The sequence below is a fragment of the Alcaligenes sp. 13f genome, assembly GCF_020496585.1.
Taxonomy (GTDB): domain Bacteria; phylum Pseudomonadota; class Gammaproteobacteria; order Burkholderiales; family Burkholderiaceae_B; genus Alcaligenes; species Alcaligenes phenolicus.
In genome coordinates, this window is the sequence record NZ_JAHKKC010000015.1 from 50,859 (window position 1) to 76,339 (window position 25,481).

General features: G+C 57.4%; 19 protein-coding genes. 10 read left to right on the top strand and 9 right to left on the bottom strand.

Going from position 1 to position 25,481, the window contains the following annotated elements; genetic code table 11:
• The first annotated feature begins 30 nt into the window (after positions 1–30).
• The gene (fusA, locus tag KOE80_RS13710) at positions 31–2,148 is read left to right on the top strand and encodes an elongation factor G (protein ID WP_226349364.1); all 2,118 of its coding nucleotides are present in this window, start codon (positions 31–33) and stop codon (positions 2,146–2,148) included.
• 60 nt (positions 2,149–2,208) lie between these two features.
• Entirely contained in the window at positions 2,209–2,385 is a 177-nt protein-coding gene (locus KOE80_RS13715) for a hypothetical protein (RefSeq protein WP_226349365.1), read from the top strand.
• A gap of 24 nt (positions 2,386–2,409) precedes the next feature.
• Here the strand turns inward: KOE80_RS13715 and KOE80_RS13720 are convergent, their stop codons facing one another.
• The 5 genes from KOE80_RS13720 to KOE80_RS13740 are packed head-to-tail and all read right to left on the bottom strand — an operon-like array spanning position 2,410 to position 8,366.
• Positions 2,410–3,021, bottom strand: coding sequence for an SCO family protein (locus KOE80_RS13720; protein ID WP_226349366.1), 612 nt, complete (start codon positions 3,019–3,021; stop codon positions 2,410–2,412).
• 15 nt (positions 3,022–3,036) lie between these two features.
• A complete protein-coding gene (locus KOE80_RS13725; protein WP_115633738.1) occupies positions 3,037–5,109 on the bottom strand; it encodes a M3 family metallopeptidase in 2,073 nt (690 codons plus the stop codon).
• 15 nt (positions 5,110–5,124) lie between these two features.
• Positions 5,125–5,988: a bifunctional methylenetetrahydrofolate dehydrogenase/methenyltetrahydrofolate cyclohydrolase FolD gene (gene folD, locus KOE80_RS13730; RefSeq protein ID WP_226349367.1), complete on the bottom strand. Its 864-nt coding sequence runs from the start codon at positions 5,986–5,988 to the stop codon at positions 5,125–5,127.
• Positions 5,989–6,612 carry a response regulator transcription factor gene (locus tag KOE80_RS13735; RefSeq protein ID WP_042480818.1) on the bottom strand — a complete coding sequence of 208 codons (624 nt, stop codon included), beginning with the start codon at positions 6,610–6,612 and terminating at the stop codon, positions 5,989–5,991. It lies immediately after the preceding gene.
• Complete coding sequence (locus KOE80_RS13740) at positions 6,609–8,366, bottom strand: PAS domain-containing sensor histidine kinase (protein ID WP_045929911.1); 1,758 nt, start codon at positions 8,364–8,366, stop codon at positions 6,609–6,611. The genes KOE80_RS13735 and KOE80_RS13740 overlap by 4 nt, the downstream gene beginning before the upstream one ends.
• Positions 8,367–8,633: 267 nt before the next feature.
• On the opposite strand from KOE80_RS13740, the gene aceE reads away from it, so the two are divergent.
• The 8 genes from aceE (at position 8,634) to KOE80_RS13780 (ending at position 20,684) form a co-directional block, all read left to right on the top strand.
• A complete protein-coding gene (aceE, locus tag KOE80_RS13745; protein ID WP_042480814.1) occupies positions 8,634–11,342 on the top strand; it encodes a pyruvate dehydrogenase (acetyl-transferring), homodimeric type in 2,709 nt (902 codons plus the stop codon).
• Between the two features lie 11 nt (positions 11,343–11,353).
• A complete protein-coding gene (gene aceF / locus KOE80_RS13750) occupies positions 11,354–13,051 on the top strand; it encodes a dihydrolipoyllysine-residue acetyltransferase (RefSeq protein ID WP_086068849.1) in 1,698 nt (565 codons plus the stop codon).
• A gap of 9 nt (positions 13,052–13,060) precedes the next feature.
• Positions 13,061–14,839, top strand: coding sequence for a dihydrolipoyl dehydrogenase (gene lpdA / locus KOE80_RS13755; RefSeq protein ID WP_045929909.1), 1,779 nt, complete (start codon positions 13,061–13,063; stop codon positions 14,837–14,839).
• An 86-nt stretch (positions 14,840–14,925) separates the two neighbouring features.
• Positions 14,926–16,323: a bifunctional tetrahydrofolate synthase/dihydrofolate synthase gene (gene folC / locus KOE80_RS13760; RefSeq protein ID WP_413228938.1), complete on the top strand. Its 1,398-nt coding sequence runs from the start codon at positions 14,926–14,928 to the stop codon at positions 16,321–16,323.
• A gap of 38 nt (positions 16,324–16,361) precedes the next feature.
• Positions 16,362–17,204 carry an SPOR domain-containing protein gene (locus KOE80_RS13765; RefSeq protein ID WP_226349369.1) on the top strand — a complete coding sequence of 281 codons (843 nt, stop codon included), beginning with the start codon at positions 16,362–16,364 and terminating at the stop codon, positions 17,202–17,204.
• Complete coding sequence (locus KOE80_RS13770) at positions 17,201–17,689, top strand: CvpA family protein (protein ID WP_009457028.1); 489 nt, start codon at positions 17,201–17,203, stop codon at positions 17,687–17,689. The genes KOE80_RS13765 and KOE80_RS13770 overlap by 4 nt, the downstream gene beginning before the upstream one ends.
• 23 nt (positions 17,690–17,712) lie before the next feature.
• Positions 17,713–19,197 (top strand): amidophosphoribosyltransferase, encoded by a 1,485-nt coding sequence (purF, locus tag KOE80_RS13775; protein WP_026483292.1) that lies wholly within the window; start codon positions 17,713–17,715, stop codon positions 19,195–19,197.
• Between the two features lie 269 nt (positions 19,198–19,466).
• The gene (locus tag KOE80_RS13780; RefSeq protein ID WP_226349370.1) at positions 19,467–20,684 is read left to right on the top strand and encodes a serine hydrolase domain-containing protein; all 1,218 of its coding nucleotides are present in this window, start codon (positions 19,467–19,469) and stop codon (positions 20,682–20,684) included.
• 106 nt (positions 20,685–20,790) lie between these two features.
• Here KOE80_RS13780 and KOE80_RS13785 read toward each other — a convergent pair whose 3' ends face one another.
• The 4 genes from KOE80_RS13785 to map are packed head-to-tail and all read right to left on the bottom strand — an operon-like array spanning position 20,791 to position 25,395.
• A complete protein-coding gene (locus KOE80_RS13785) occupies positions 20,791–21,291 on the bottom strand; it encodes a disulfide bond formation protein B (RefSeq protein ID WP_226349371.1) in 501 nt (166 codons plus the stop codon).
• 4 nt (positions 21,292–21,295) lie between these two features.
• Positions 21,296–22,009 (bottom strand): MarC family protein, encoded by a 714-nt coding sequence (locus tag KOE80_RS13790; protein ID WP_035271732.1) that lies wholly within the window; start codon positions 22,007–22,009, stop codon positions 21,296–21,298.
• A complete protein-coding gene (locus KOE80_RS13795) occupies positions 22,009–24,588 on the bottom strand; it encodes a [protein-PII] uridylyltransferase (protein WP_226349372.1) in 2,580 nt (859 codons plus the stop codon). The genes KOE80_RS13790 and KOE80_RS13795 overlap by 1 nt, the downstream gene beginning before the upstream one ends.
• A gap of 3 nt (positions 24,589–24,591) precedes the next feature.
• A complete protein-coding gene (gene map / locus KOE80_RS13800; protein ID WP_009457018.1) occupies positions 24,592–25,395 on the bottom strand; it encodes a type I methionyl aminopeptidase in 804 nt (267 codons plus the stop codon).
• Between the last annotated feature and the right edge of the window lie 86 nt (positions 25,396–25,481).

Sequence of the window (25,481 nt, forward strand, 5' to 3'; positions counted from 1 at the left end):
CAAGGCAGGACGACTCCAAGGACAATCATCATGGCTCGCCATACACCCATCACTCGCTATCGGAACATTGGTATCTCGGCGCATATTGACGCTGGCAAAACCACCACGACCGAGCGCATTCTTTTCTACACCGGCGTCAGTCACAAGCTGGGGGAAGTGCATGACGGGGCGGCCACTATGGACTGGATGAGCCAGGAGCAGGAGCGTGGCATCACCATTACCTCGGCGGCCACCACCTGCTTTTGGCGAGGCATGGATGGCTCGCTGCCCGAGCACCGCATCAATATCATCGACACCCCCGGCCACGTGGATTTCACCATCGAGGTTGAACGCTCCATGCGCGTGCTGGACGGCGCGGTCATGGTGTATGACGCGGTCGGTGGGGTACAGCCGCAATCTGAAACGGTTTGGCGTCAGGCCAACAAGTACAAGGTTCCGCGCCTGGCCTTCGTCAACAAGATGGACCGCGTCGGGGCGGATTTCTTTCGCGTACGTCAGATGATGGTGGACCGCCTCAAGGCCAATCCCGTGCCTGTGGTGATTCCTATGGGGGCTGAAGATGGCTTCAAGGGCGTGATCGACCTACGTTTGATGAAAGCGATTGTGTGGGACGAGGCCTCTCAGGGCATGAAGTTCAGTTTTGAGGACATCCCTGAGGATTTGCTCGCCCCGGCCAAGCAATGGCGTGAGCGCATGCTGGAAGCGGCGGCCGAAGCCAATGAAGAGCTGATGAATCAGTACCTGGAAACGGGTGATCTGAGCGTGGACCAGATTACGTTGGGCCTGCGCTTGCGTACTATTGCCGGAGAGATTCAGCCCATGCTGTGCGGCTCGGCCTTCAAGAATAAGGGCGTACAACGCATGCTGGATGCGGTGGTGGAGCTGCTACCTTCTCCCGTAGATGTGCCTGCAGTGCAAGGCGTGGACGAGGCTGGCGAAATCGTCACTCGCCAATCTGACGACAATGAGAAGTTCTCGGCATTGGCCTTCAAGCTGATGACGGACCCTTATGTCGGCCAGTTAACCTTTGTGCGTGTGTATTCCGGTGTGCTGGCCAAGGGCGATAGCGTCTATATTCCCGGCCGTGGCAAGAAAGAGCGTATTGGCCGGATTGTGCAGATGCATGCCAATGACAGGCATGAAGTCGATGAGCTGCATGCGGGTGATATTGCCGCTTGCGTTGGTCTGAAAGAAGTCAGCACAGGTGAAACCTTGTGTGATCCTTCGGCCATCCTCACCCTGGAGCGCATGGAGTTTCCCGAGCCGGTGATTCGTCAGGCTGTGGAGCCCAAGACCAAATCCGACCAGGAAAAGATGGGGATTGCGCTCTCGCGCCTGGCTTCTGAAGATCCGTCCTTCCGTGTCAGCACGGACGAGGAGTCGGGCCAGACGATTATTGGCGGTATGGGCGAGCTGCATCTGGAGATCATTGTGGATCGCATGAAGCGCGAGTTCGGCGTGGAAGCGAATGTGGGCAAACCGCAAGTGGCCTACCGCGAAACCATCAGCAAGACCGTGCGCGATGTCGAAGGCAAGTTTGTGCGTCAATCTGGCGGTAAAGGACAGTACGGCCATGTGGTCTTCACTCTGGAGCCGCAAGAGGCGGGCAAGGGCTTTGAGTTTGTCGACGCCATCAAGGGCGGGGTGGTTCCGCGTGAATACATCCCGGCGGTGGAAAAAGGCGTGCTGGAGGCCCTGAACAGCGGTGTGTTGGCGGGCTATCCCGTGGTGGATGTGAAAGTGACACTGACCTTTGGTTCTTACCACGACGTGGACTCGTCCGAGCAAGCCTTCAAGATGGCGGCGATCTTTGGTTTCAAGGAAGCGGCCAAACAGGCATCACCCGTGATCCTGGAGCCCATGATGGCGGTGGAAGTGGAAACGCCTGAAGACTATGCCGGCAATGTGATGGGCGATCTGTCCAGCCGTCGTGGCATGGTGCAGGGTATGGATGACATGGTGGGGGCGGGCAAGCTGATCAAGGCGGAAGTGCCTTTGTCCGAGATGTTTGGCTATGCCACTACACTGCGTTCCATGTCCCAGGGCCGTGCAACGTACTCCATGGAGTTCAAACGCTACGCGGAAGTGCCCAAGTCCATGGTGCAGGATCTGGTGGCTGAACGTCAGAGCGCACGACACGGAGGCTGATACTAAAGGGGGCGGGTATTCCTGTGTCTAACCAGGCACGGGAACACCCGCCCCGATGCTTTGCCTGTTGTTGTTGTTGTTGTTGTTGTTGTTGTTGTTGTTGTTGTTGTTGTTGTTGTTGTTGTTGTTGTTGTTGTTGTTGTTGTTGTTGTTGTTGTTGTTGTTGTTGTTGTTGTTGTTGTTGTTGTTGTTGTTGTTGTTGTTGTGCTGAGGGCGCTGTTGGCCAGTCTGATCTGAGGTTTGATTCAGGCCCAAGCCCGCTTAGTTCAGCAGACTGCGTACTCCATCCGCCAGAACCTGCACCGACTCGGTGTCCGGTGCCAGATATCGCGCTCTGCCTTGCTGATCGAAGATATATACGCCACGGCTGTGCGAGACCTCGTAGTTTTCGGGTGCATTGGGATCGGGTTTTTCAATCTGGAAGGCCACTCGGTAACGACGGGCTAGATCGGCAATCTGCTTTTCAGAGCCTGTCAGCCCTGTGGTGTGCTTGCCATCAAAGGCGGCCACATAACGGGCCAGGGAGTCGGGCGTATCGCGGTGGGGGTCCACACTGACAAAGAGGATGCGCACCTGCTCGGCATCGTTCCCCAGTTCTTCCATGACCAGGCCCAGTTGAGCCAAGGTGGTAGGGCAAATATCCGGGCAACTGGCATAGCCAAAAAACATCATGACGACTTTATCTTTGAAGTCATCCTGGGTGACGGTTTTGGGGCCAGCGGCTTGAAGGGAAAAGCGCAGATCGGGCAGAAAGCCACGTACGGGATGCAGATTGGCAGCGGCAGCGCTGCCTAGCAAGAACAAGCCCAGCGCCAGTGTCAGGCCAAACTGTTTAAACAAGACAAGAATGGACTTTACTGGGCTGGGTGTCATGGACGTCCTCTGAGTTTAAGCAGGCTCTGGAGTGAGCCCGCTGTGACGGAGCAGGGCGGTAATGGAAGGATCGCGGCCACGGAATGCACGGAAGGAGTCGGCAGCCGGGCGTTCGCCCCCTACGGACAGAATCTCGCGCCAGAAGCGATGACCCGTATTGCTGTCGAGGGTATCACGTGCCCCATCCGAGTGGGTATAGGCTTTTTCCTCAAAGGCCGAGTAAGCGTCGGCGGACAGGACTTCAGCCCATTTGTAGCTGTAGTAACCCGCGCCGTAGCCACCCGCAAACAAGTGCGAGAACTGATGCGGGAAGCGGTGCCACTCAGGCGGGAACAGCACGGCGACTTCCTGGCGAACCTGATCCAGAATCTCCATGACGGCTTCAATGCTCAGGCCGCTGTCACGCGAGTGGATCAGCATGTCAAACAGGGAGAACTCCAGCTGGCGCACCATTTGCATGCCGCTTTGGAAGTTGCGGGCCAGGTTCAGCTTGTTGTAGAGCGCACGGGGCAGGTGCTCGCCGGTTTCCACGTGGGCCGTCAGCATTTGCACCACAGGCCATTCCCAGCAGAAATTTTCCATGAACTGCGAAGGCAATTCGATGGCGTCCCATTCCACGGCGGAGAAGGCCGAGGCGGCTGGATCATCCACACGCGAGAGCAGAGTGTGCAGGGCGTGGCCGGACTCGTGGAACAGGGTGATCACATCGTCATGCGTGAGCAGGGCGGGGCGACCGGGCTGGGGTTCGGCAAAGTTGCATACCAGGTAGGCAATAGGCAGGCACAGCTGTTCACCCAGGCGGCGACGGCTGCGTTCGCTATCGACCCAGGCACCGCCTTGCTTGCCTTGGCGGGCGTGCAGGTCCATGTACAGATAACCCAGAACTTTGCCGTCGGAAGCCATGACTTCAAAGGGGCGTACGGCAGGATGCCAGGCAGGCACGTCGGCGGCGCGCAGTGTCACGTCAAACAAGCGCTGAATGACCTTGAACAGGCCGTTCAGAACGGCGGGTTCCGTGAAGTACTGTTTGACCTCGTCTTCCGAGTAGGCGTAGCGCTGTTCACGCAGGCGTTCAGCGCTGAACGGCACATCCCAGGCTTGCAGGGTGTCCAGGCCCAGTTCCTTTTTGGCGAAGGCTTGCAGCTCGTCCAGGTCCTGGCGGGCGTAAGGGCGAGCCTTGGCAGCCAGATCGCGCAAGAAGCTCATCACCTGTTCCGGGGTGTCGGCCATGCGGGTTTCCAGACGCATATGGGCGTAGCTGGCAAAACCGAGCAGGCTGGCTTCCTGGGCACGCAGATCCAGCAGCGTTTCAATCGCCTGGGAATTATCAAACTGGGCATCGCCCTGATCGGAGGCAATGGTGGTGTAGGCTCGGTACATCAACTCACGCAAGGTCTGGTTGCGTGCGTATTGCATGACAGGCAGGTAGCAAGGCATTTTCAATGTCAGACGCCAGCCTTGCTGATCGTTTTCCTGAGCAGCGCGTTGGGCGGCGGCCAGCACGTCGTCCGGGATGCCGTCCAGTTCGGCCTGGTCGGTGACCAGGTAATGCCACTGATCAATCGCATCCAGTACATGCTCGGAGAACTGCTGCGAGGTTTGCGCCAACTCTTCGGAAATACGGGCGTAGTCTTCACGCGCCTGACCTTCCAGTTGCACGCCGCTCAAGCGGAAATCACGCAGGGCCAGGGTAATGATGCGTTGGCGCTGGGGCGTCAGGGTGGCAAAGGCCGGGCTGTCGGCCAGCGCCTGATAACGCAGGAACAAAGGACGGTTCAAGCCCACCCAGGTCGAGAACTCGCTCATGCGCGGCAGGCATTGGTTGTACACCGTGCGCAGTTCGGGCGTATTGATGACCGAGTTCAGGTGACCGGCCACCGACCAAGCGCGATACAAGGTTTCGGTGGCGTCGGTGATGGGCTCGACGATGTTGTCCCAACTGGGTTCGCTATCGTCGTTGGAGACTGTGTCTACGGCTTGGCGGGCCAAGGCCAGCAGTTGGTCCACCGCCTGCTCGATGTGCTCGGGCTGGATGGCGGGATAGTCAATAAGGCTGTCGATAGGAACCAGTAAGGGATTTGTCGTCATAAACCGTTGATTAAATTAAAGACTGATGTTGGCCGAACGTTCGGCCGCTTCCAAGGTGTTGACCAGCAGCATGGCAATGGTCATGGGGCCGACACCGCCGGGTACGGGCGTAATGGCCGAGGCCACTTCGCTGGCACTGGCAAAGTCCACGTCGCCGCACAGCTTGCCGTCTACACCGCGGTTGATACCCACGTCGATCACGACGGCACCGGGCTTGACCATATCGCCGGTAATGATGCCAGGGCGGCCTACGGCAGCGACCAGCACATCGGCACGGCGTGTCTGGGCGGCCAGATCGCGCGTTTTGGAGTTACAGAGGGTGACGGTAGCGCCCGCAGCCAGCAAGAGCATGGCCATGGGTTTGCCCACGATATTGCTGGCGCCCACGACTACGGCTTCTGCACCGCGCAGTGCCACGTTTTCGGATTCCAGCATTTTCATGACGCCGTAGGGCGTGCAAGGTGCAAATAGCGGCTTGCCCGTCATGAGCATGCCGGCATTGCTGACGTGGAAACCATCCACGTCCTTGTGCGGTGCAATGGTTTCAATCACCTTGTGCTCGTCCAGATGGGCGGGCAGGGGCAACTGAACCAGAATGCCGTGCACCGAGCTGTCCTGATTCAAGCGAGTGATCAGGGCTAGCAGCTTGGTTTCGGTGGTGTCGGCAGGCAGACGGATGATTTCGGATTTCAGGCCGGCGGCTTCACATGCCAGGCCCTTGTTACGTACATAGACCTGGGAGGCCGGATCTTCACCGACCAGCACCACGGTCAAACCGGCTTGAATGCCGTGGGTTTGTTTCAGCTTGGCAACACGTTCTGCAACGTCCGCCTTGATGGCGGTGGACAGCTTTTTTCCATCAATAATGCGAGCACTCATTTACGCATCCTCGGACTTGGTGAGGGCGATTTTCATGAGGTCGGCAACCGTAGTGACTTCCAGTTTTTCCATGATATTGGCGCGATGCGCTTCGACAGTTTTAATGCTGATGTTCAAGTCCCCAGCAATCTGCTTGTTCAAGCGACCGGCAACAATGCGTTCCAGCACTTGCTGCTCGCGCGCTGTCAGGCGGCCCAGGACTTCTTGTTGATCTTTTTGCGCCTGCGCTTGCGAGGCACGCGCCGTAGCCTGTTCGATCATGCGGCTGACAATGGTGCGCAGATCGGCTTCGTTAAAGGGTTTTTCCAGAAAGTCGATAGCGCCTTTCTTCATGGTGCTCACGGCCATGGGCACGTCACCGTGGCCGGTAATGAACACAATCGGGATGTTCGACTTGCGAGCGATCAGGGCTTCCTGCAGCTCCAGGCCGCTCATGCCGGGCATGCGCACGTCCACAATCAGGACGGCTACCTGAGCCGGGTCGTAGGCGCCCAGAAACTCTTCGCCCGATGCAAAGCAGCGGACCCGGTAGCCATTGGCTTCCAGGAGCCAGCGCAAGGAGTCCCGTACGGCTTCGTCGTCATCGACTACGTAAATGGTGCATGGCATTTGCGGGCTGGTCATTCGGGTATCTCCAGTTTGTTATCAAGGGTGTCCGCTACATCCGGTGCCGCACAAGGTAGACTGAAACGGAAAATCGTTCCACCCTCTGGATTGCCGACTGCCCACAGGCGGCCGTGATGCGATTCAATAATTGTGCGACAGATATTCAGGCCCATCCCAAGGCCTTCGGACTTGGTACTGTAAAACGGTTCAAAGAGGCGCTCGGGGTCTTTCAAGCCATGACCGCGATCGATGACGGCCATTTCCAAAAGCGATTCTTGTTGGGTAATCACCAATTGAAGCACATGATGCTCGCTGTGTTCCATGGCTTCGATCCCATTTTTGAGCAGATTCAATAATACCTGTTCTATGAGAATGGGGTCGGCAATGACGTCAGGAACCGGATCAGGAATGCTCAATTCAATGTCAATTTGGCGCTTGCGGGCGTCGATTTCGGCAAAGCCGACGGCATTTTCCACAATGCGCATGACCTTGACGCGGACGCGGCGTGGTTCGCTACGCTTCACAAATTCACGAATGCGGCTGATGATCTTGCCCGCGCGCTCGGCTTGCTGGGCCGCTTTTTCCAGCGCGGCCAGCAGGGTTTCAGGCTGGTAACGACCGGATTTCAGCATGGCGACTGCGCCCATGCTGTAGTTATTGATGGCCGTCAGCGGCTGGTTCAATTCGTGCGCCAGCGAGGAAGCCATTTCGCCCATGGTGGTCAGGCGGCTGGTCAGCTGCACTTTTTCCTGCTGAATACGTGAGGCTTCTTCGTGCTTGCGACGGTCGGTAATGTCGCGCGCCACCTGCAGACGCACACGACGGCCATCCGTCCAGGCCAGCATGCGGTGATGGACTTCAAACCAGCGGGCCGCCGATTCGGAGTAAATCTCTACGGTTTCATCCGTAAAGCGACCCAGACGACCACCCAGTAATTCAGCGTGGCCATTGGATTGGGCACCAAAGAAGCGCCGATAGGTACGGTTGGCAAACAGCAACTCCAGGCCGTCGGAGGTATCAGCCACTACGGAAATGGCATCATCCAGACCTTCCAGCACCGTCATGAAGCGCTCATGCGCGGCGGTCAAGGCTTCGCGAATGCGCTTGGGTTCGGTAATGTCCGTCATGGAGGTCATCCAGCCAATCTGCTCTCCATTTGGGGCACGCAAGGGCGAGACATACATACGGGCGGTAAAGCGCGAGCCATCACGGCGTTGAGCCTCTACCTCCAGACCACTGCTGGGTGTGCGGCCAGATAGCAAAAGATCCAGGGTTTCCTGGTGCTGTTGATGACGACCGGGTAACCAGTAAGGGAAGGGGGCAGTACGACCGACCAGATCGGCCTCGTTCCAGCCAATCATTCTGCAAAAAGCCGGGTTCACATAAGCGATGCGGCCCTGCATGTCAAAAACGCGCATCCCCGTGGACATGGAGTTTTCCATGGCGCGCCGGAAACCCGTTTCGGCGGTCTGGGCTGCCTCGGCATGGGTACGGAAGCGGGTATAGCGCCACAGGGCCAGCAAGCTGACCACAATCACCAGGGACAGGGCCAGAATTACCATCATCAGGCGTTGCTGGCGCGTTTCCTGATCGATGGTCACAAACATGACGCTATCGTTTTGCAAACGCTGCAGCCACAGGAATACGCCCATGACACAGAGGTAGAGAAACAGCACGACAACCGGTGTCAGCCAATAGAATCCACGCCGATTCTGCTTGGCCTGATCATAGAAGGTTGAAGGGATCAGAGACTTTTTGGGATGAGTAGCCATAACAGCAAGAAAAGAAGTATGGCTGGATTGTAATGTAGGGCTATTTTTTTTAGTGATATTTCGTATTATGAAAACACATACCATAAAATGAAATTTTGCTTGAGCGTTTCTGTGTTCTTTCCTAGAATGGTTTGGTGCAGGCGTACCCCGCCTTGAACGCTCACAGTCCGCAATACCCGCTTCGGTCAGGATCGCTTTACTTCTTATTAGATGGGCGGCTCAGCGTCGAGCAAGACCGGACTACTACCACATATATGGAGACACTATATGTCCTCAACCCAAGACAATAGTTCGGCTCAGGTCAGTCAAGACCAAGCCCTAGAAACAAAAGAGTGGCTTGACGCCCTGGAAGCGGTGGTGGACCGTGAAGGCCCGGCCCGTGCTCACGATCTGATCGAAAAGCTGATCGATCTGGCCCGTCGCTCCGGCGCTCACATCCCGTTCTCGCCCAACACGGCTTACGAGAACACGATTCCTCCCGGTCTGGAACCTGCCCACCCCGGCAATCTGGTGCTCGAAGAGCGTATCCGTTCCTACATCCGCTGGAACGCCATGGCCATGGTGGTGCGCGCTAACCGCGAAACCCCTCCCGATGGCGGCGGTCTGGGCGGTCACATTGCCTCGTTTGCTTCGCTGGCCACCATGATTGGCTGCGGTCAGAACCACTTCTGGCACGCTGAAACCGAAGATCGCGGCGGCGACATGGTGTTCTTCCAGGGCCACTCCTCGCCCGGTATTTACGCCCGCGCCTTCATGGAAGGCCGTATCTCCGAAGAGCAGCTGAACAACTTCCGTCAGGAAGTCGATGGCAAAGGTTTGCCATCCTACCCGCATCCCAAGTTGATGCCCGAATTCTGGCAGTTCCCCACCGTATCCATGGGCCTGGGCCCATTGATGGCCATCTATCAGGCCCGTTTCCTGAAGTATCTGCATGCCCGTGGCATTGCTGATACCAGCGGCCGTAAAGTCTGGGTGTTCCTGGGCGACGGCGAGATGGACGAACCCGAATCCCTGGGCGCCATCGGTTTGGCTGCACGTGAAAAACTGGACAACCTGATTTTCATCGTGAACTGTAACTTGCAGCGTCTGGACGGTCCTGTACGCGGTAACGGCAAGATCATCCAGGAACTGGAAGGTACCTTCCGTGGTGCTGGCTGGAACGTGCTGAAGCTGATCTGGGGCGGTTACTGGGATCCATTGCTGGCCCGCGACAAGGAAGGCATCCTGCGCAAGGTCATGGAAGAAACCGTGGACGGCGAATACCAGGCCTACAAGGCCAACGACGGTGCCTACGTTCGCGAGCACTTCTTTGGCAAGCACCCCAAGCTGCTGGAAATGGTCAGCCGCATGAGCGACGAGGACATCTGGCGCCTGAACCGTGGTGGTCACGATCCTCACAAGGTGTACGCTGCGTTTGACGCTGCCACCAAGCACGAAGGTCAGCCTACGGTTATTCTGGCCAAGACCATCAAGGGCTACGGCATGGGCCACGTTGGCCAGGCCAAGAACCCCTCGCACCAACAAAAGAGCCTGGATCTGGACGCCGTGCGCGAATTCCGCGACCGTTTCAACATCCCGGTTCCTGATGACAAACTGGAAGAGCTGCCTTACTTCAAGCCAGCTGACGACTCTCCAGAAATGCAATACCTGCACGCCCGCCGTCAGGCATTGGGCGGCTACCTGCCCAAGCGTCGCAACAAGGCCGATGAACAGCTGACGGTGCCAACACTGGATGCGTTCAAGCCCATGCTGGAAGCCACTGCCGAAGGCCGTGAAATTTCCACGACCCAAGCCTTTGTGCGTTTCTTCAACACCTTGCTGCGCGACAAGCAGGTCGGTCCTCGTGCTGTACCTATTCTTGCTGACGAATCCCGTACCTTTGGTATGGAAGGTCTGTTCCGTCAGATCGGTATTTACGCACCGGAAGGCCAGAAGTACACCCCGGTCGATAAAGATCAGGTCATGTACTACCGCGAAACGGCCAATGGTCAGTTGTTGCAGGAAGGGATTAACGAGCAGGGTGCATTCAGCTCCTGGATTGCGGCGGCCACGTCGTACTCCAACAGCAACCGCATCATGATTCCGTTCTTCATTTACTACTCCATGTTCGGTTTCCAGCGCTTTGGCGATCTGGCCTGGGCAGCGGGTGACATGAAGGCACGCGGTTTCGTGCTGGGCGGCACTGCCGGTCGCACCACCTTGAACGGTGAAGGTTTGCAGCACGAAGATGGCCACAGCCATATTCAGTCCTCGCTGATTCCTAACTGCGTATCCTACGACCCCACCTTCGCTCACGAAGTGGCTGTCATCATGCAGCATGGTCTGAAGCGCATGGTTCAGGACCAGGAAGACGTGTACTACTACGTCACCCTGATGAACGAGAACTACGCTCAGCCCGGTCTGGTTGAAGGCGACGAAGAAGGCATCCTGCGCGGCATGTACAAGTTCAAGTCGGTGGCCAAGGACAGCAAGCTGCGCGTTCAGCTGATGGGTTCGGGCACGATTCTGCGCGAAGTGATCGCTGCACAGGAATTGCTGGAAAAAGACTGGGGCATTGGCTCTGATGTCTGGAGCGTGACCAGCTTTACCGAATTGCGTCGTGATGGTCTGGATTGCGAGCGCGCTGCGCTGCTGAATCCTGAAGGCAAGGATCTGCCCGTACCTTACGTGACGACTCAGTTGGCCAAAACCGACGGTCCTATCGTGGTCTCTACCGACTACATCAAGGCCTTTGGCGACCAGATTCGTCCGTTCGTGCCCAAGGATCGTACGTTCAAAGTGCTGGGCACCGATGGTTTCGGCCGCTCCGACTACCGCTTCAAGCTGCGTGAACACTTTGAGGTTGATCGTCACTTCGTGGTGCTGGCTGCTCTGCGCGCTCTGGCTGAAGACGGCAAGATTCCGTTCAGCAAAGCGTCCGAGGCGATTGCCAAATACGGCATCAATCCTTCCAAGGCCAACCCGCACCACGCATAAGGGACTGAACCATGAGCAATATCATTCAAGTCAAAATCCCGGATATCGGTGCTGACGACGCTGTCGAAGTGATCGAAATCCTGGTCAAGGAAGGCGAGACCATTGAGGTCGAGCAAAGCCTGATTACCGTGGAGTCCGACAAAGCCTCCATGGAAATCCCATCGTCCGACGCTGGCGTGGTCAAGTCGATCAAGGTCAAGCTGGGCGACAAGGTTAAGGAAGGCAGCCTGGTTCTGGAACTGGAAGCCGCCGAAGGCGCGCAGGCCGCGCCTGCCGCTGAGCCTGCCAAGGCTGAAGCTGCTCCTGCTCCTAAAGCTGACGCTGCGCCCGCAGCGGCTCCTGCCGCTGCCGCGGCAGCGCCGGCCGGTGGTGAACAGCAAGTTACCGTTCAAGTGCCTGATATTGGCGACGCCCGCGATGTGGACGTTATCGAAATCATGGTGCAAGTGGGTGACACCATTGAAGTGGATCAAAGCCTGATCACCGTGGAATCGGACAAGGCTTCCATGGAAGTGCCGTCTTCCCACGCCGGTGTGGTGACGGCCATCAAAGTGAAACTGGGTGACAAGGTCAGCCAGGGTAGCGACATTCTGGAACTGACAGTGCAAGGTGCTGCTGCAGCTCCTGCGCCAGCCAAGGCCGAAGCGGCTCCTGCTCCTAAAGCAGAAGCGGCTCCCGCTCCTGCTGCCCCTGCTGCCAGCTCCTCGGTGGTGGTCGGTGCCGGTGCGCCGGCTCCAGAGCGTGTGTCGCCTACGGCTTCCTTTGCCGAGGCGGAAGGCTCCCTGCGCAATCTGCCTCACGCTTCGCCTAGCGTGCGCAAGTTCGCTCGCGAACTGGGCGTGGATCTGAGCAAGGTTCATGGCTCGGGTAATAAAGGTCGTATTACGGCTGACGACGTGCGTGGCTTCGTGAAGCAAGTCATGGCGGGTGGTGCTGCTCCGGTGACGGCGGCGGGTACCGCTGCCCAGGTCGGCGGTCTGGATGTGCTGGCCTGGCCCAAGGTCGACTTTGCCAAATTTGGCCCGGTCGAAACCCAGGCTCTGTCGCGCATCAAGAAGATTTCGGGTGCCAACCTGCATCGCAACTGGGTCATGATTCCTCATGTCACCAATAACGATGTGGCCGATATCACCTCTCTGGAAGCTCTGCGCAAAGAGCTGAATGAGGAATACAAGAAGTCCGGCGCTCGCGTCACCATGCTGGCTTTCGTCATCAAGGCTGCCGTGGCTGCCCTGAAGAAATTCCCCGAGTTCAATGCCTCGCTGGACGGCGACAATCTGGTGCTCAAGCAGTACTACCACATCGGTTTTGCCGCTGATACGCCTAACGGTCTGGTTGTGCCGGTTATCCGTGATGCCGACAAGAAAGGCATTCTGGATATCGCTCGTGAAACGGGCGAACTGGCCGCCGCTGCCCGTGATGGCAAGCTGAGCGCAGCCCAGATGCAAGGCGGTTGCTTCACCATTTCCTCGTTGGGCGGTATTGGCGGTACGGACTTCACACCCATCATCAATGCGCCAGAAGTGGCCATTCTGGGTCTGTCGCGTTCCTCCATGCAGCCCGTCTGGAATGGCAAGGAATTTGAGCCACGCCTGATGCTGCCTCTGTCCCTGTCCTACGATCACCGCGTTATCGATGGTGCCGCCGCCGCCCGTTTCAATGCCTTCCTGGCAACGATGCTGGCCGACTTCCGTCGCATCGCACTGTAAGGAGTTGTCATGAGTCTGATTGATCTGACGGTCCCGGATATCGGTGACTCCGGCGAGGTGGATGTTATTGAAGTGCTGGTGCAGGTTGGCGATACGGTCGAAGTCGAGCAAAGCCTGATCACCGTGGAGTCCGACAAGGCCTCCATGGAAATCCCTGCCGCCCAGGCAGGGGTGATCAAGGAATTGCTGGTCAAAGTGGGTGACAAGGTCTCCCAGGGTTCGGCCATTGCCAAGATTGAAGCGTCGGAGAGCCAGGCTGCTCCTGCTGCTGCACCCGCTAAACAAGAAGAAGCGCCTAAAGCAGCGGCGGCTCCTGCCGCTGCCGCTCCGGCTGCAGCACCTGCTCCGCAGGCTGCCAGCCATCAGGGTGCTGCGGATGATTCCGTGGATGTGGTCGTTCTGGGTGCTGGCCCTGGCGGTTACAACGCAGCTTTCCGTGCCGCTGACCTGGGCCTGAAAGTGGCGCTGGTCGAGCGCTACAGCACCTTGGGTGGAGTATGTCTGAACGTGGGTTGTATTCCTTCCAAGGCCTTGCTACATACCGTAGCGGTCTACGAGGAAGCCAAGTCCCTGGCGACACACGGCATCAAGTTCGGTGAAGCGCAAATCGACATCGACGCGCTGCGCGATTACAAGAACAAGGTGATCGGCAAGTTGACCGGCGGTCTGGCCGGTATGGCCAAGGGCCGCAAGGTGCAGGTTGTGGTCGGTAACGGCCAGTTTCTGGACCCCAACCACATCGAAGTGACCGCCAACGACGGCACCAAGAAAGTGATCAAGTTCGGTTCGGCCATTATTGCGGCCGGTAGCCAGTCGGTAAAACTGCCATTCCTGCCTGACGATCCACGCGTGGTGGACTCCACCGGCGCGCTGGAACTGAAGTCTGTGCCCAAGCGCATGCTGATCGTGGGTGGTGGCATCATCGGTCTGGAAATGGGTACGGTGTACTCGGCTCTGGGCGCACGCCTGGACGTGGTGGAAATGCAAACTGGCTTGATGCCGGGCGCAGACCGCGATGTGGTCAAGGTGTGGGAGAAGATGAACAAGCATCGCTTCGACCACATGATGCTGGAAACCAGCACCGTGGCCGCCGAAGCCCGCGAAGACGGCATCTGGGTGACTTTCGAAGGCAAGAACGCGCCGGCCGAGCCGCAGCGTTACGACCTGGTTCTGCAAGCCGTGGGCCGCTCGCCCAATGGCAAGAAGATCGGTGCCGAGAAAGCCGGTGTGCAGGTTACAGACCGTGGTTTCATCCAGGTTGACAAGCAACAGCGTACCAACGTGCCGCACATCTACGCGATTGGCGACATTGTGGGTCAGCCCATGCTGGCACATAAGGCCGAGCACGAAGCGCATGTGGCTGCTGAAGTCATCGCCGGTGAAAAATCCTTCTTTGACGCCCGCGTGATTCCTTCGGTGGCTTACACCGATCCGGAAATCGCCTGGGTGGGTTTGACAGAAGATCAGGCCAAGAAAGACGGTATCAAGGTCGAGAAGGGCGTGTTCCCATGGGCTGCCTCGGGTCGTGCCATTGCCAACAATCGTGACGAAGGCTTTACCAAGGTTCTGTTCGATGCTGAAACCCACCGTATCGTGGGTGGCGGTATCGTCGGTACCAATGCGGGCGAGCTGATTGGCGAGCTGGTGCTGGCTATCGAAATGGGCGTGGACCCGGTCGATCTGGCCAAATCCATCCACCCGCACCCCACCTTGTGCGAGTCCGTCAGCAAGGCTGCTGCCGTCGCAGAAGGCACGTGCACGGACTTGCCGCCAACACGTCGCAAGTAATACCAGTATTCGCCTGATAGTTAAGGCATATTGGATCACGGCAGGTGCTATCATCAGCGCCTGCCGTTTTTATTTTGTAATTGGTGTTGTCCATGACTCATCCTGTTCTGAAAGCCGACTCCCCGCTGAGCGATTGGCTGTCCTATCTGGAAACTTTGCATCCCTCGGCCATTGATCTGGGCCTGGGCCGGGTTCGCGGGGTTGCCCAACGTCTGAACATCAAACTGGATTCTGTTGTCATTACGGTGGGTGGCACCAACGGCAAAGGTTCGACCTGCGCCATGCTGGAAGCGATTTTGCTGGCCGCGGCCTACAAGGTGGGCGTCTATGCCTCCCCGCATCTGGTGCGCTACAACGAGCGCATTCGCTTGAATGGCGAGATGGCCGAAGATGCCCAGATTACGGCGCAGTTTGCCCGCATCAATGAGGCCCGTGGTGATCTGACGCTAACTTACTTCGAGTTTTCCACGCTGGCCGCCTTGTTGCTGTTCCAGGAGCAGCGGGTTGATGTTGCGGTGCTGGAGGTAGGGCTGGGTGGTCGACTGGATGCCGTCAATATCATTGATGCGGACTGCTCCATCATTACCAGCATTGATATCGACCATGCTGAATACCTGGGCAACACCCGTGAGCAGGTCGCCTGGGAGAAAGCCCATATTTTCCGTGCTGATCGTCCTGCGATCTGTGCGGATCCCGTACCGCCACAGACCATGCTGGATTACGCCCAGGAGATTGGCGCCCAATTGTGGCTGTTTGGCAAAGATTTCAACTATTCGGGCGACCGCCAGCAATGGGCTTATGGTGGTCGTAACCAGCGCCGCGCTGCCTTGGCTTACCCGGCCTTGCGTGGAGCCAACCAGCTGCTGAATGCCTCCGCGGCATTGGCTGCGCTGGAGTCGCTGCACCCACGTCTGGCTGTGCCTGCGCAGGCTGTACGCGCTGGTTTGTTGCGTGCCCACATGCCTGGCCGCTTCCAGATTCAACCCGGCCAGCCTTGTGTGATCTTTGACGTGGCCCACAATCCCCATGCCGCAGCTGCCCTGGCACAGAACCTGGACAATATGCCGCCGTACCCCAAGACGATTGCCGTCGTGGGCATGTACAAGGACAAGGATGTGGATGGTGTGATTGCCCGTATGGCTACCCGTATCGATCACTGGATGTGCGCCAGTCTGGAAGGTCCGCGCAGCCTGTCGGGCGAGGAGTTGGCCAATCACGTCCGTTCTGTGCTGGCCAGTGGGGAGATGCCTGATGATGTGCTGGCACCCGAAGCCGAATCCAGTTCGCATCGCCCGGGCGTTCGACCCGTTGCGCGTGCTTCAGTCAGTAAAGCGTCAGCAGTCGTATCCAGTTACAACAGTCCTCAGCTCGCTTACGAGGCGGCATTAAAAGAGGCCAGTGACAATGATAGAATTGTCGTGTTTGGCTCGTTTGCGACAGTAGGGCCGATACTTGAAGCCGCAAACGACCGTTCTTCTTCCTGAATATCGGTAAGACTGCTTATTTCATAGGTCTAGGGCTCATGGGTTTATTTTCACGTAACGATACTTCCTCATCGTCGGGTCGCCGCGGCAGTGCTTCCAGCGATTCACAATTATCGGAACTGCGTGGACGGGCTCGTCGCCGTCTGATCGGCGCGCTGGCTCTGGTTTTGGCCGTGGTTGTGCTGGTGCCCATGCTGACTGCCGACAAAACCCCGCCCGAGCCCGAGCAGTCTTTGGCGCTGGGTCCTATCGGTCAGACAACGGGGCAGGGCACAGTGCAGACTCGTCCTGGCGAGCTGGTGGTGCAAGAAGGCACGCCTGCTCCTGTCATCGAACAACCTGACGAGCCGCTGGTCACTGATCCTTCCACCAGCACCGATGGTGGTCTGGCCGTGGTCAATCCCGGTCTGGAAACCGATCCTGCACCTGTCACGACACCTAGCACTCCTACTGCACCGCCGCCTGTGACCACCCGTCCAGAGCCTCCCAAGCCGGTTGAGAAGCCCAAGCCTGTCGAAAAACCCAAGCCAAGCCCAGCACCGGCGCAAAATGGCCGTACCGATGACGGCTCCTACGCGCTGGCCCTGCTAGAAGGCCGTGTACCGAACAAACCTGCCCCTGCTGCTGCCAAGCCGGCTGCGCAGCAAGGCAACTTCATTTTGCAGATTGTCGCCTATTCCAACCAGAACGATGCCCAGTCGCGTCGTGATCAGCTGGTATCGGCCGGTGTGACCAATGCCTATGTAGAGACGGCACAAAGCGGTGGCAAGCCAACCTATCGTTTGCGTGTGGGCCCATTCCCCACTCGTGAAGCGGCACAGGCAGCCCAGGCCCGCTTGCGCTCGCTCGGTTACGAGAACAGTTTTATCTCGGCTAAGTGAGCAGCTTCGACTATATCGTCCTTGGAATTGTGGGGGTGTCAGGCCTTCTGGGCCTGATACGCGGATTGATCAAGGAAGTTCTCTCGCTCAGCGCCTATTTGCTGGCTTTCATGGCCGCAATCTGGTGGGGGCCACGCACATCAGGCTGGATACAAGTCTGGGTAGAAAACGGCTTATTACGTACGGCTTTGGCCTACGGAGCCGTTTTTTTTATGGTCTTGCTGCTGGTGGGCCTGTTGAACATGCTGCTGGCCAGCCTGATCGAGCAAACAGGTTTGACGCCCGCCGATCACGGACTGGGCGGCCTGTTTGGTCTGGCTCGCGGGGTGTTGCTGGTGCTGATACTGGTCATTCTGGCCGGGCATACCGATTTACCTAAAGAACCGTGGTGGGAGCAGGCCAAGCTGGCCGAACCTGCGATCCGCGCGGTGCAGTCGATTAAGGCCATGCTGCCGCCGTCTCTGGCAGAATGGCTACCTTATTGAGAACACACTAACGGGAACCAATCATGTGTGGAGTTGTAGGGGTTGTTGCGCGCAGCCCTGTAAATCAGTTGATCTATGACAGTTTGCTCTTGCTGCAGCATCGCGGGCAGGATGCAGCGGGGCTGGCGACCTGGCACGACCAGTTCTTCAGCATGCACAAGGCATTTGGCCTGGTGCGGGACGTATTTCGTACCCGCAACATGCGCTCCTTGCCGGGCAATAGCGGTATTGGCCACGTGCGTTACCCCACTGCAGGCTCCAGCCAGAGCGTAGAGGAGGCGCAGCCGTTTTACGTCAATGCCCCCTTTGGTCTGAGCTTTGTGCATAACGGCAATCTGACCAACTGGCGTGAACTGCGTGAAGAGCTGTTCACCATTGACCGTCGCCACATCAACACCAACTCGGACTCCGAGGTTCTGCTCAATGTGTACGCGCACGAATTGCAACGTGCCGCCACGGGCCCCGAGCTGTCTCAGGACGAAGTGTTTGAGGCCGTGGCAGCCGTGCACCGTCGTGCCCGTGGTGCTTACGCCGTGGTGTCGCAAATTGCGAACTTTGGTCTGGTTGCCTTCCGCGATCCAAACGGGATTCGTCCTTTGTGCCTGGGTCGCAACGTGACCCCCAAAGGTGAAGAATGGATGGTTGCCTCCGAGTCCGTGGCCTTGACCGGTTGCGGCTTTGAGCTGGTTCGAGATGTGGAGCCCGGCGAGGCCATCATCATTGATCTGGACGGCAATCTCAGCAGCCGCCAGTGCGCCGAGAACCCGCGCCTGAACCCCTGTGTCTTTGAATACGTGTACTTTGCTCGCCCAGACTCCACGGTCGATGGTGTGTCGGTGTACGACGCCCGTCTGCTGATGGGGGAGTACCTGGCCGAGAACGTCGCCAAGAACCTGCGTCTGGCTGATATTGATGTGGTGATGCCCATCCCTGACTCGGCCCGCCCATCGGCCATGCAGTTGGCGGCGCATCTGAACCTGAACTACCGTGAAGGTTTCATCAAGAATCGCTACGTAGGCCGCACCTTCATCATGCCCGGCCAGGAAGTGCGCAAGAAGTCCGTGCGTCAGAAGCTGAGCGCCATTCCCATGGAGTTCCAGGGCAAGAATGTGTTGCTGGTGGACGACTCCATCGTACGTGGTACCACTAGCCGCCAGATCGTGGACATGGCTCGTGCAGCAGGTGCAAACAAGGTGTTCTTTGCCTCGGCAGCGCCGCCGGTACGCTTCCCGAACGTGTACGGCATTGACATGCCCACCGTGTCCGAGCTGATTGCTACGGGTCGTGATGTGGATCAGGTTGCCAAGGAAATTGGTGTGGACGGTCTGGTCTACCAGGACCTGCACGATCTGGAACAGTCCTTGCGTGACCTGAACCCACGCTTTGCAGGTTTCGAGTCTTCCTGCTTTAGCGGCGAGTACGTGACAGGCGATGTGGACGAGGCGTATCTGAATCTGTTGGCAGAAGGCCGCAAAGGCGGTCGTGAAGTGCCGGACGTGACAGATTGATCGTCTGGTTCTTCAGTTGAGTAAAAAACCCGCTTTTATGGCGGGTTTTTTATTTCTTCATTCTGTGGTTTTTGTTTTTCTATCCGAGTTATTTTTATTCAGGTTTTAATTATTAGCCTATTTTATAAAATAAATTTATTTCTCTTATCTTGTTGATAATAATAATTTCTTCCATTTTGTTTTTGGATTTTTATTAATTCACTTATATTCCTGCTTTGTTTCTTTTGATAAATCATGAGCATCAGTGCTTATTCTATCGGGATACAAAGATGAAAGACCTAAACTGCGATATAGAGTCAGACCACGTAATGGCGGTAACTGAGTCGACTGGGGTGAATCAGGGCAATAGTTCTTCGCGGACCCATTTTCCTGTCTTGCATCAATTCCTGGAGCAAGCCCTAAGCCGAAATCAGGTGATGGGAGCGGTGGTTCTGGTCGCTCACCAAGGTCAGGTGGTATTGAGTTATGTGGGTGGATGGGCCGACAAGGAAAAGGCCAGACCCATGCACGAGGATACGGTGTTCAGATTGGGTTCTTTGAGCAAATCGGTTAGCTCCTGGTTAGCCTTGTGCTTAAGCGAGCAAGGACTGATTTCCTTGAAAGACAGAATCACACGTTACCTCCCCAATTTTGGTCCTCACTTTGAGTCGGAATGTCCACCGATTTCGATTCATCAATTACTGACTCATACCTCGGGTCTCAGCTATCGCTTTATTGATGGGGAGGAGAGCCTGTATGCGCAGGCGCAAATCAGTGATGGCATTGATCGCGTAGACCTGAGCTGGCAAGAGAACTTCCGTCGTGTGTGTTCCGTGCCGCTGCGCTTTGCGCCAGGGACGGGCTGGCGCTACTCCTTGGGTATTGACGTGGTGGGCAAAGCCTTGGAGGTCGCGTCCGGGAAAGGCTTGGCGCAACTGCTGGAAGAGACAATCAGTGCTCCTTTGGGTTTGCAGCATTGTTCGTTTTATGAGCGCGATTACTACCAGATAGCAGCGCATTATCAAAATCATGCAGCAGGCCTGTCCCGGGCTGAAGGTGCGTTGGATTTGGGAATAGGTGTGCTGCGTTTTGATGAGAGCCTGATGTCCCGACCCTCTACGCCGGTCTATGCCGGTGCTTCCATGTTGGGTTCTGGCCCGGATTTGATGCGTATCTTGCTGGGTTTGCGGAATGGGCGCTTGCTATCCCGGTCATCCTATCAGGCGTTCTTGAGCGACCATGTACCGCATTCGTCCAAGTGCATGTGGCGCAACTGGGGCTATACCTACGGAGCGGCAATTTCCCGACTGGAGCCGGACGCAACCATGCCCATGTCGGCAGGTAGTGTGCAATGGGTAGGCGCCTTTGGGCAGAAGTGGATGTTTGATCCACATAAGGACGTGATTATTGTCAGCATGACCAATACGGCTCCGGAGGGCTTGTTTGGCGCTTTCCCGGACCAAGTGCGCGATGCAGTTTATGCTGACCTGGGGCTGATGCCAGGATAAGCTTGCCTACGGCTATTGGATGTAAAAACACCCCACAAATCGGATTTGCGTCCGGTTTGTGGGGTGTTACGCAATCAGGCGAGTTTTATCGTGCTGATTGAAGTGCTCAGGTACCACGACGCTTGAACAAGGTCAGCAGCAAGCCCAGACCAAGAATGACAAACAGCGCCAGGCTCCAGTACGCATATTCAATCCCCAGCAGTGGCTGACGTGCGTCCATGCAGGAAGCATAGATACCAAACAACCAGGGCAGGCCGCTTTCCAGGCCGGACTGGGTAATGAAGCGATCAGCAAAGGTCTGGTCGCAGCTGAACAAATGCTGTGCCACAGAAACCTGATACCAGGCAGCCAGAATGCCTCCTACAGAGGTAGCCAGACCCAGCAAGCTGGCAATGGTAGAACTGCGCTGATGCCCCAGTTGGCGCAACACACCAGCAACCAGGCTGAACACGCCCAACACAATGAAAATCAGGCGTTGCAGGACGCACCAGGCGCAAGGCGGGATGCTGAATACATGCTGGGAAAGCAGTGCAATGCCTACGCCGGAAAAGGCGAGCAGGGCGATCAGATAGTAGGGTGCAGCGGACTGGCGGGAGGATGCGGCCATGGTATCAAGAGGAACTTAAAGAATGAAAGGTAGATGCTTCGTGCAGCAAACCCAAGAAAAGTTCATGGAAACCGGCCCAGGTAATCTGCACGCCCAGGCATAAGAGAATAAAGGCGGACAGGCGCATCACGACAGCCGTGCCATTTTTACCCAGTTTGTACAGGAATTGCGATGCAAAACGTAAGGCCAGAAACACGATAAAACTGGCCGCAGCAATAGCAGGCAGCGCGCCAGCCAGCTTGCTCATGGTGCCGGTGACCGAGTTGTCATGCAAGGTTGCCCCTACCGTCAGTGCCGCAGACAAGGAGCCGGGGCCGCAGAGCATGGGAAAGGTCAGGGGGTAGAAGGCTTTGGAGCGGATCTGTTCCCAGGAGTAGGACTCGGCCATGTTCTGCGCATGGGCAGCGTCAAAGTCCGAGGCGTTGATCAGGCGCCAGGCTGTGGCAATCACCAGCAGGCCCCCGCCAATTCGGATGATGGGCAGGGAAATGCCAAAGAAATTCAGCACGATATTGCCCGCGACCATGGCAATGGCCAGCATGATGAAAATATTGATGGCAACTTTCTTGGCCAGCCGAGCGCGATCAGGCACGCTGGCGCCTTCGGTGAGGGTCAGAAAGATGGGAGCGGCCGCAGGCGGGTTCAGCATGGGCAATAGCGTCGCCAATGCAAACAGGAAGCTGCGGCTGACATCAGCAAATACGGAGGAAAGTTCCATTAAGACGGGGTGGCTTGTTGAGAGAGGGCTAAACGTACATCGCGCTCCAGGCGCAATTGATTACGGTTCTGTTCCAGTGCGGCACCGCTCAGGATGAAGACGTCTTCCACGCGATCGCCCAGGGTCATGACTTTGGCCGAGCGCAGTCGCACCTCGTGGTGCTCGAATACTTGGGCGAGACTGTACAACAAACCGCGCCGGTCTGTGGCACTTAGCGTCAAAATCCAGTCCTGCCCTTGCTCTTCCTGACGCAGATCCACGGTGGGCTGAATGGGAAAGACTCGAGCCCGGCGGGAGCGGATGTCGCGGTAGTGGTCGTGCGGGGGCTCGCTAGGGAGCAGGTCTTGCTGGAGTGCCTGGCATAACTCGGTTTCGATCAGCAAAGGGTCGCGCCGCAGGGCGTGGTCGTAGGCGGGCAGCATGACGATGAAACTGTCCAGCGCCCAGCCGTGGCGAGTCGTGTAAATGCGAGCGTCCTGAATGCTGACGGCCTGGCTGTCAAAGTAGCGGCAGATACGTAAGAACAGGCCGCTGGCGTCCTGGGTGTAGACCAGCACCTGCAGGGCGTCGGTTTGGCCGGCAGGGCGTATGCGTACGATGGGTGTCAGGCTGTGGGACTGGTGGTAGAGCTGGATGGTATGCCAGGCGATTTCACTGGCGTCGTGGCGCAGGAAATAGGGCTTGTCCAGCCATTGCCAGAAGTCCTCGCGGGCTTCATCCAGTAGACCAGCCAGACGAATTTCGCCAGCGGCGTCACGCTTGCGTTGATCCAGTACGGACACGCCATCCTTGGCCTGCCGTCCTAAAGCTGCCAGTGACAGCTTGTACAGGTCTTCCAGCAGCTTGCCTTTCCAGGAGTTCCATACCGTTGGGCTGGTGGCCCGAATGTCGGCGACAGTCAGCAGGTACAGGGCAGTCAGGCGGCGTTCCGTACCTACGGTTTGCAGGAACTGGAAAATGACATTCGGGTCGCTCAAATCGCGTTTCTGAGCCACTTGCGACATGGTCAGGTGCTCGCGCACCAAAAACACCACCAGCTCTGCGTCCACCGGCATCAAGCCGTGATCCTGACAGAATGCCAAGGCGTCCTGCGCACCCAGCTCGGAGTGATTGCCGCCACGTCCTTTGGCAATGTCGTGAAAGAGGGCGGCGATATACAGCAGCCAGTGGCGATCAAAACCGCTCATCAGCTGATTGGCCATGGACAGCTCTTCGCTGTGCTCGGCCATGGTGAAGCGGCGTAGGTTGCGTATGACCTTTAGCGTGTGCTCGTCCACGGTGTAAGCGTGGAACAGGTCGTGCTGCATTTGTCCGACGACGCGTCGAAAGACTGGCAAATAGCGCGGCAGCAGGTTCAGCAGATTCATCAGCCGCAAGGTATGCACGATGCCTTTGTTCTGCTGCAGAATTTCCAGAAACAGACGTCGATTCCGGGGCTCGGCCCGGAACTTGGCATCGATCAGGCGGCGGGCATGCCAGAGGGCTCGCAAGGTATCGGCTTTCAGACCACGCAGATTGGGCTGTTGCTGCAAATGCAGCATGGCCACAAAAATCAAAGAGGGGTCTTGCTCGAAGCCATCAGGCTGACGCAGTTCCAGCTGTCCATGATGAATCTGGAAGTGGCTGTCCAGGATCAGCGGTTCCTGATCGGTTTGCGGGAACAGGTGTTCCTCGATGCTGCGCATCAGGATCAGATTGAGCTGGCTGACAATCTTGGCGGCCCAGTAGTAACGCTGCATCAGCAGTTCGCTGGCGCGTCGGGTGGCCGTGGGTTGAAAACCGTAAATTTCAGCCAGACGTGGTTGCAGGTCAAACAGCAGTCTGTCTTCGGCGCGGCCGGTCAGTAGATGAAGCTCAATACGCAGACGCTTGAAGGCTTCTTCCACGCGTTGCAGAGCTTTCAGCTCGGATTCCGTCAGTAGTTCGGATTGCGCGACATCCACCCAGCTGCGTCCCAAACCGGCTGCCCGTGCCATCCAGAGCAGCACCTGCAGGTCGCGCAAGGCGCCAGGAGACTCTTTGCAATTGGGTTCCAGGGAGTAGGGGGTGTCTTGCAGATGCGCATGACGCTGCTGCTGTTCGGCCTGTTTGGCCAGGAAGAAAGCCTGCGGGTCCATCTGGCTTTGCAGTTGCTGTTGGGCGTGGCGTAGCAGCAATCGGGAACCCGCCAGCCAGCGGCTTTCCAGCAAGGCGGTTTCGGTGGTGATGTCCTGGCTGGCTTGTTCCAGGCATTGGGCGGGCGTGGCCACATTATGGCTGGGAGCCAGACCTATATCCCACAAGGCGGCAACCAGTGCCTGAATCCGGTCTATATCCTCTGCATTGGGCTCGCGCTGCAACAGGATCAGCAAGTCCACATCCGAATGCGGATACAGCTCCCCGCGACCATACCCCCCCAAGGCCGCCAGGCTGGCTTGGCGGGGCAGGGGGTAACGGACCAGAAGTTCACGCAGACCTTGGTCGCAAATCTGGCACAGGCTTTTAAGCAGGCGATCGCAATGCAGGTCTTGCCTGAAGCGCTCGTAGGCCCTAGCCCGGCGGCAAGCAATTCTGTCGCGAAGCTGGGCCAGGAAAGACATGGTTCAGGCCTTGTTGATGATGGCTGGAGGGGCAGGCATGCCGGGCGAGACGGTCAGCACTTCGTAGCCGGTATCGGTTACCAGCACCGCGTGCTCCCATTGGGCCGACAGGCTGTGGTCGCGGGTCACCACGGTCCATTGGTCAGCCAGCGTGCGCAGTTCGCGACGACCGGCGTTGATCATGGGCTCGATGGTGAAAATCATGCCAGGTTCCAGTTTTACGCCGGTGCCGGGTTTGCCGTAGTGCAGCACTTGCGGATCCTGGTGAAACTTCTGGCCCACACCATGGCCGCAGTATTCGCGCACAACGGAAAAACCTTGTTTTTCAGCGTGTTGCTGAATGGCGTGGCCGACATCACCCAGGGTGGCGCCGGGTTTGACTTGATCAATACCCAGCCACATGCATTCGTAGGTGGTTTCAGTCAGGCGGCGGGCCAGGATGCTGGGCTCGCCCACGTAGTACATACGGCTGGTGTCGCCAAACCAGCCGTCTTGAATAATGGTGACGTCCATATTCAGAATGTCGCCATTTTTCAACACTTTGTCGCCGGGGATGCCGTGACAGATAACGTGGTTGACGGAGGTACAAATAGAGCCTGGAAAGGGTGGGTAGCCAGGAGGCGCGTAGCCTACGGTGGCAGATTTGACCCCCAGTTCATTGATGCGCTCCATGCACAGGCGATCCAGTTCGCCGGTCGTGACACCTGCTTTGACAAAGGGAGTCAGGTAATCAAGGATGGATGCCGCGGTCTGGCAAGCAGCGCGCATTTTTTCGAGATCAGTGGGGTCTGTGACGAGAATACTCATAGCAACTTGAACAGGTCTATTGAAAAATAGTAGAATTATAGGCTTTTGTGAATTTTGCAGTTACGCACAGTCCCGTTTGGGGTGAT

Coding starts and splice junctions, on each gene's coding strand:
- fusA (WP_226349364.1), top strand. CDS start 31: ATGGCTCGCCATACACCCATCACTCGCTATCGGAACATTGGTATCTCG.
- KOE80_RS13720 (WP_226349366.1), bottom strand. CDS start 3,021: ATGACACCCAGCCCAGTAAAGTCCATTCTTGTCTTGTTTAAACAGTTT.
- KOE80_RS13725 (WP_115633738.1), bottom strand. CDS start 5,109: ATGACGACAAATCCCTTACTGGTTCCTATCGACAGCCTTATTGACTAT.
- folD (WP_226349367.1), bottom strand. CDS start 5,988: ATGAGTGCTCGCATTATTGATGGAAAAAAGCTGTCCACCGCCATCAAG.
- KOE80_RS13735 (WP_042480818.1), bottom strand. CDS start 6,612: ATGACCAGCCCGCAAATGCCATGCACCATTTACGTAGTCGATGACGAC.
- KOE80_RS13740 (WP_045929911.1), bottom strand. CDS start 8,366: ATGGCTACTCATCCCAAAAAGTCTCTGATCCCTTCAACCTTCTATGAT.
- aceE (WP_042480814.1), top strand. CDS start 8,634: ATGTCCTCAACCCAAGACAATAGTTCGGCTCAGGTCAGTCAAGACCAA.
- aceF (WP_086068849.1), top strand. CDS start 11,354: ATGAGCAATATCATTCAAGTCAAAATCCCGGATATCGGTGCTGACGAC.
- lpdA (WP_045929909.1), top strand. CDS start 13,061: ATGAGTCTGATTGATCTGACGGTCCCGGATATCGGTGACTCCGGCGAG.
- KOE80_RS13765 (WP_226349369.1), top strand. CDS start 16,362: ATGGGTTTATTTTCACGTAACGATACTTCCTCATCGTCGGGTCGCCGC.
- purF (WP_026483292.1), top strand. CDS start 17,713: ATGTGTGGAGTTGTAGGGGTTGTTGCGCGCAGCCCTGTAAATCAGTTG.
- KOE80_RS13780 (WP_226349370.1), top strand. CDS start 19,467: ATGAAAGACCTAAACTGCGATATAGAGTCAGACCACGTAATGGCGGTA.
- KOE80_RS13785 (WP_226349371.1), bottom strand. CDS start 21,291: ATGGCCGCATCCTCCCGCCAGTCCGCTGCACCCTACTATCTGATCGCC.
- KOE80_RS13790 (WP_035271732.1), bottom strand. CDS start 22,009: ATGGAACTTTCCTCCGTATTTGCTGATGTCAGCCGCAGCTTCCTGTTT.
- KOE80_RS13795 (WP_226349372.1), bottom strand. CDS start 24,588: ATGTCTTTCCTGGCCCAGCTTCGCGACAGAATTGCTTGCCGCCGGGCT.
- map (WP_009457018.1), bottom strand. CDS start 25,395: ATGAGTATTCTCGTCACAGACCCCACTGATCTCGAAAAAATGCGCGCT.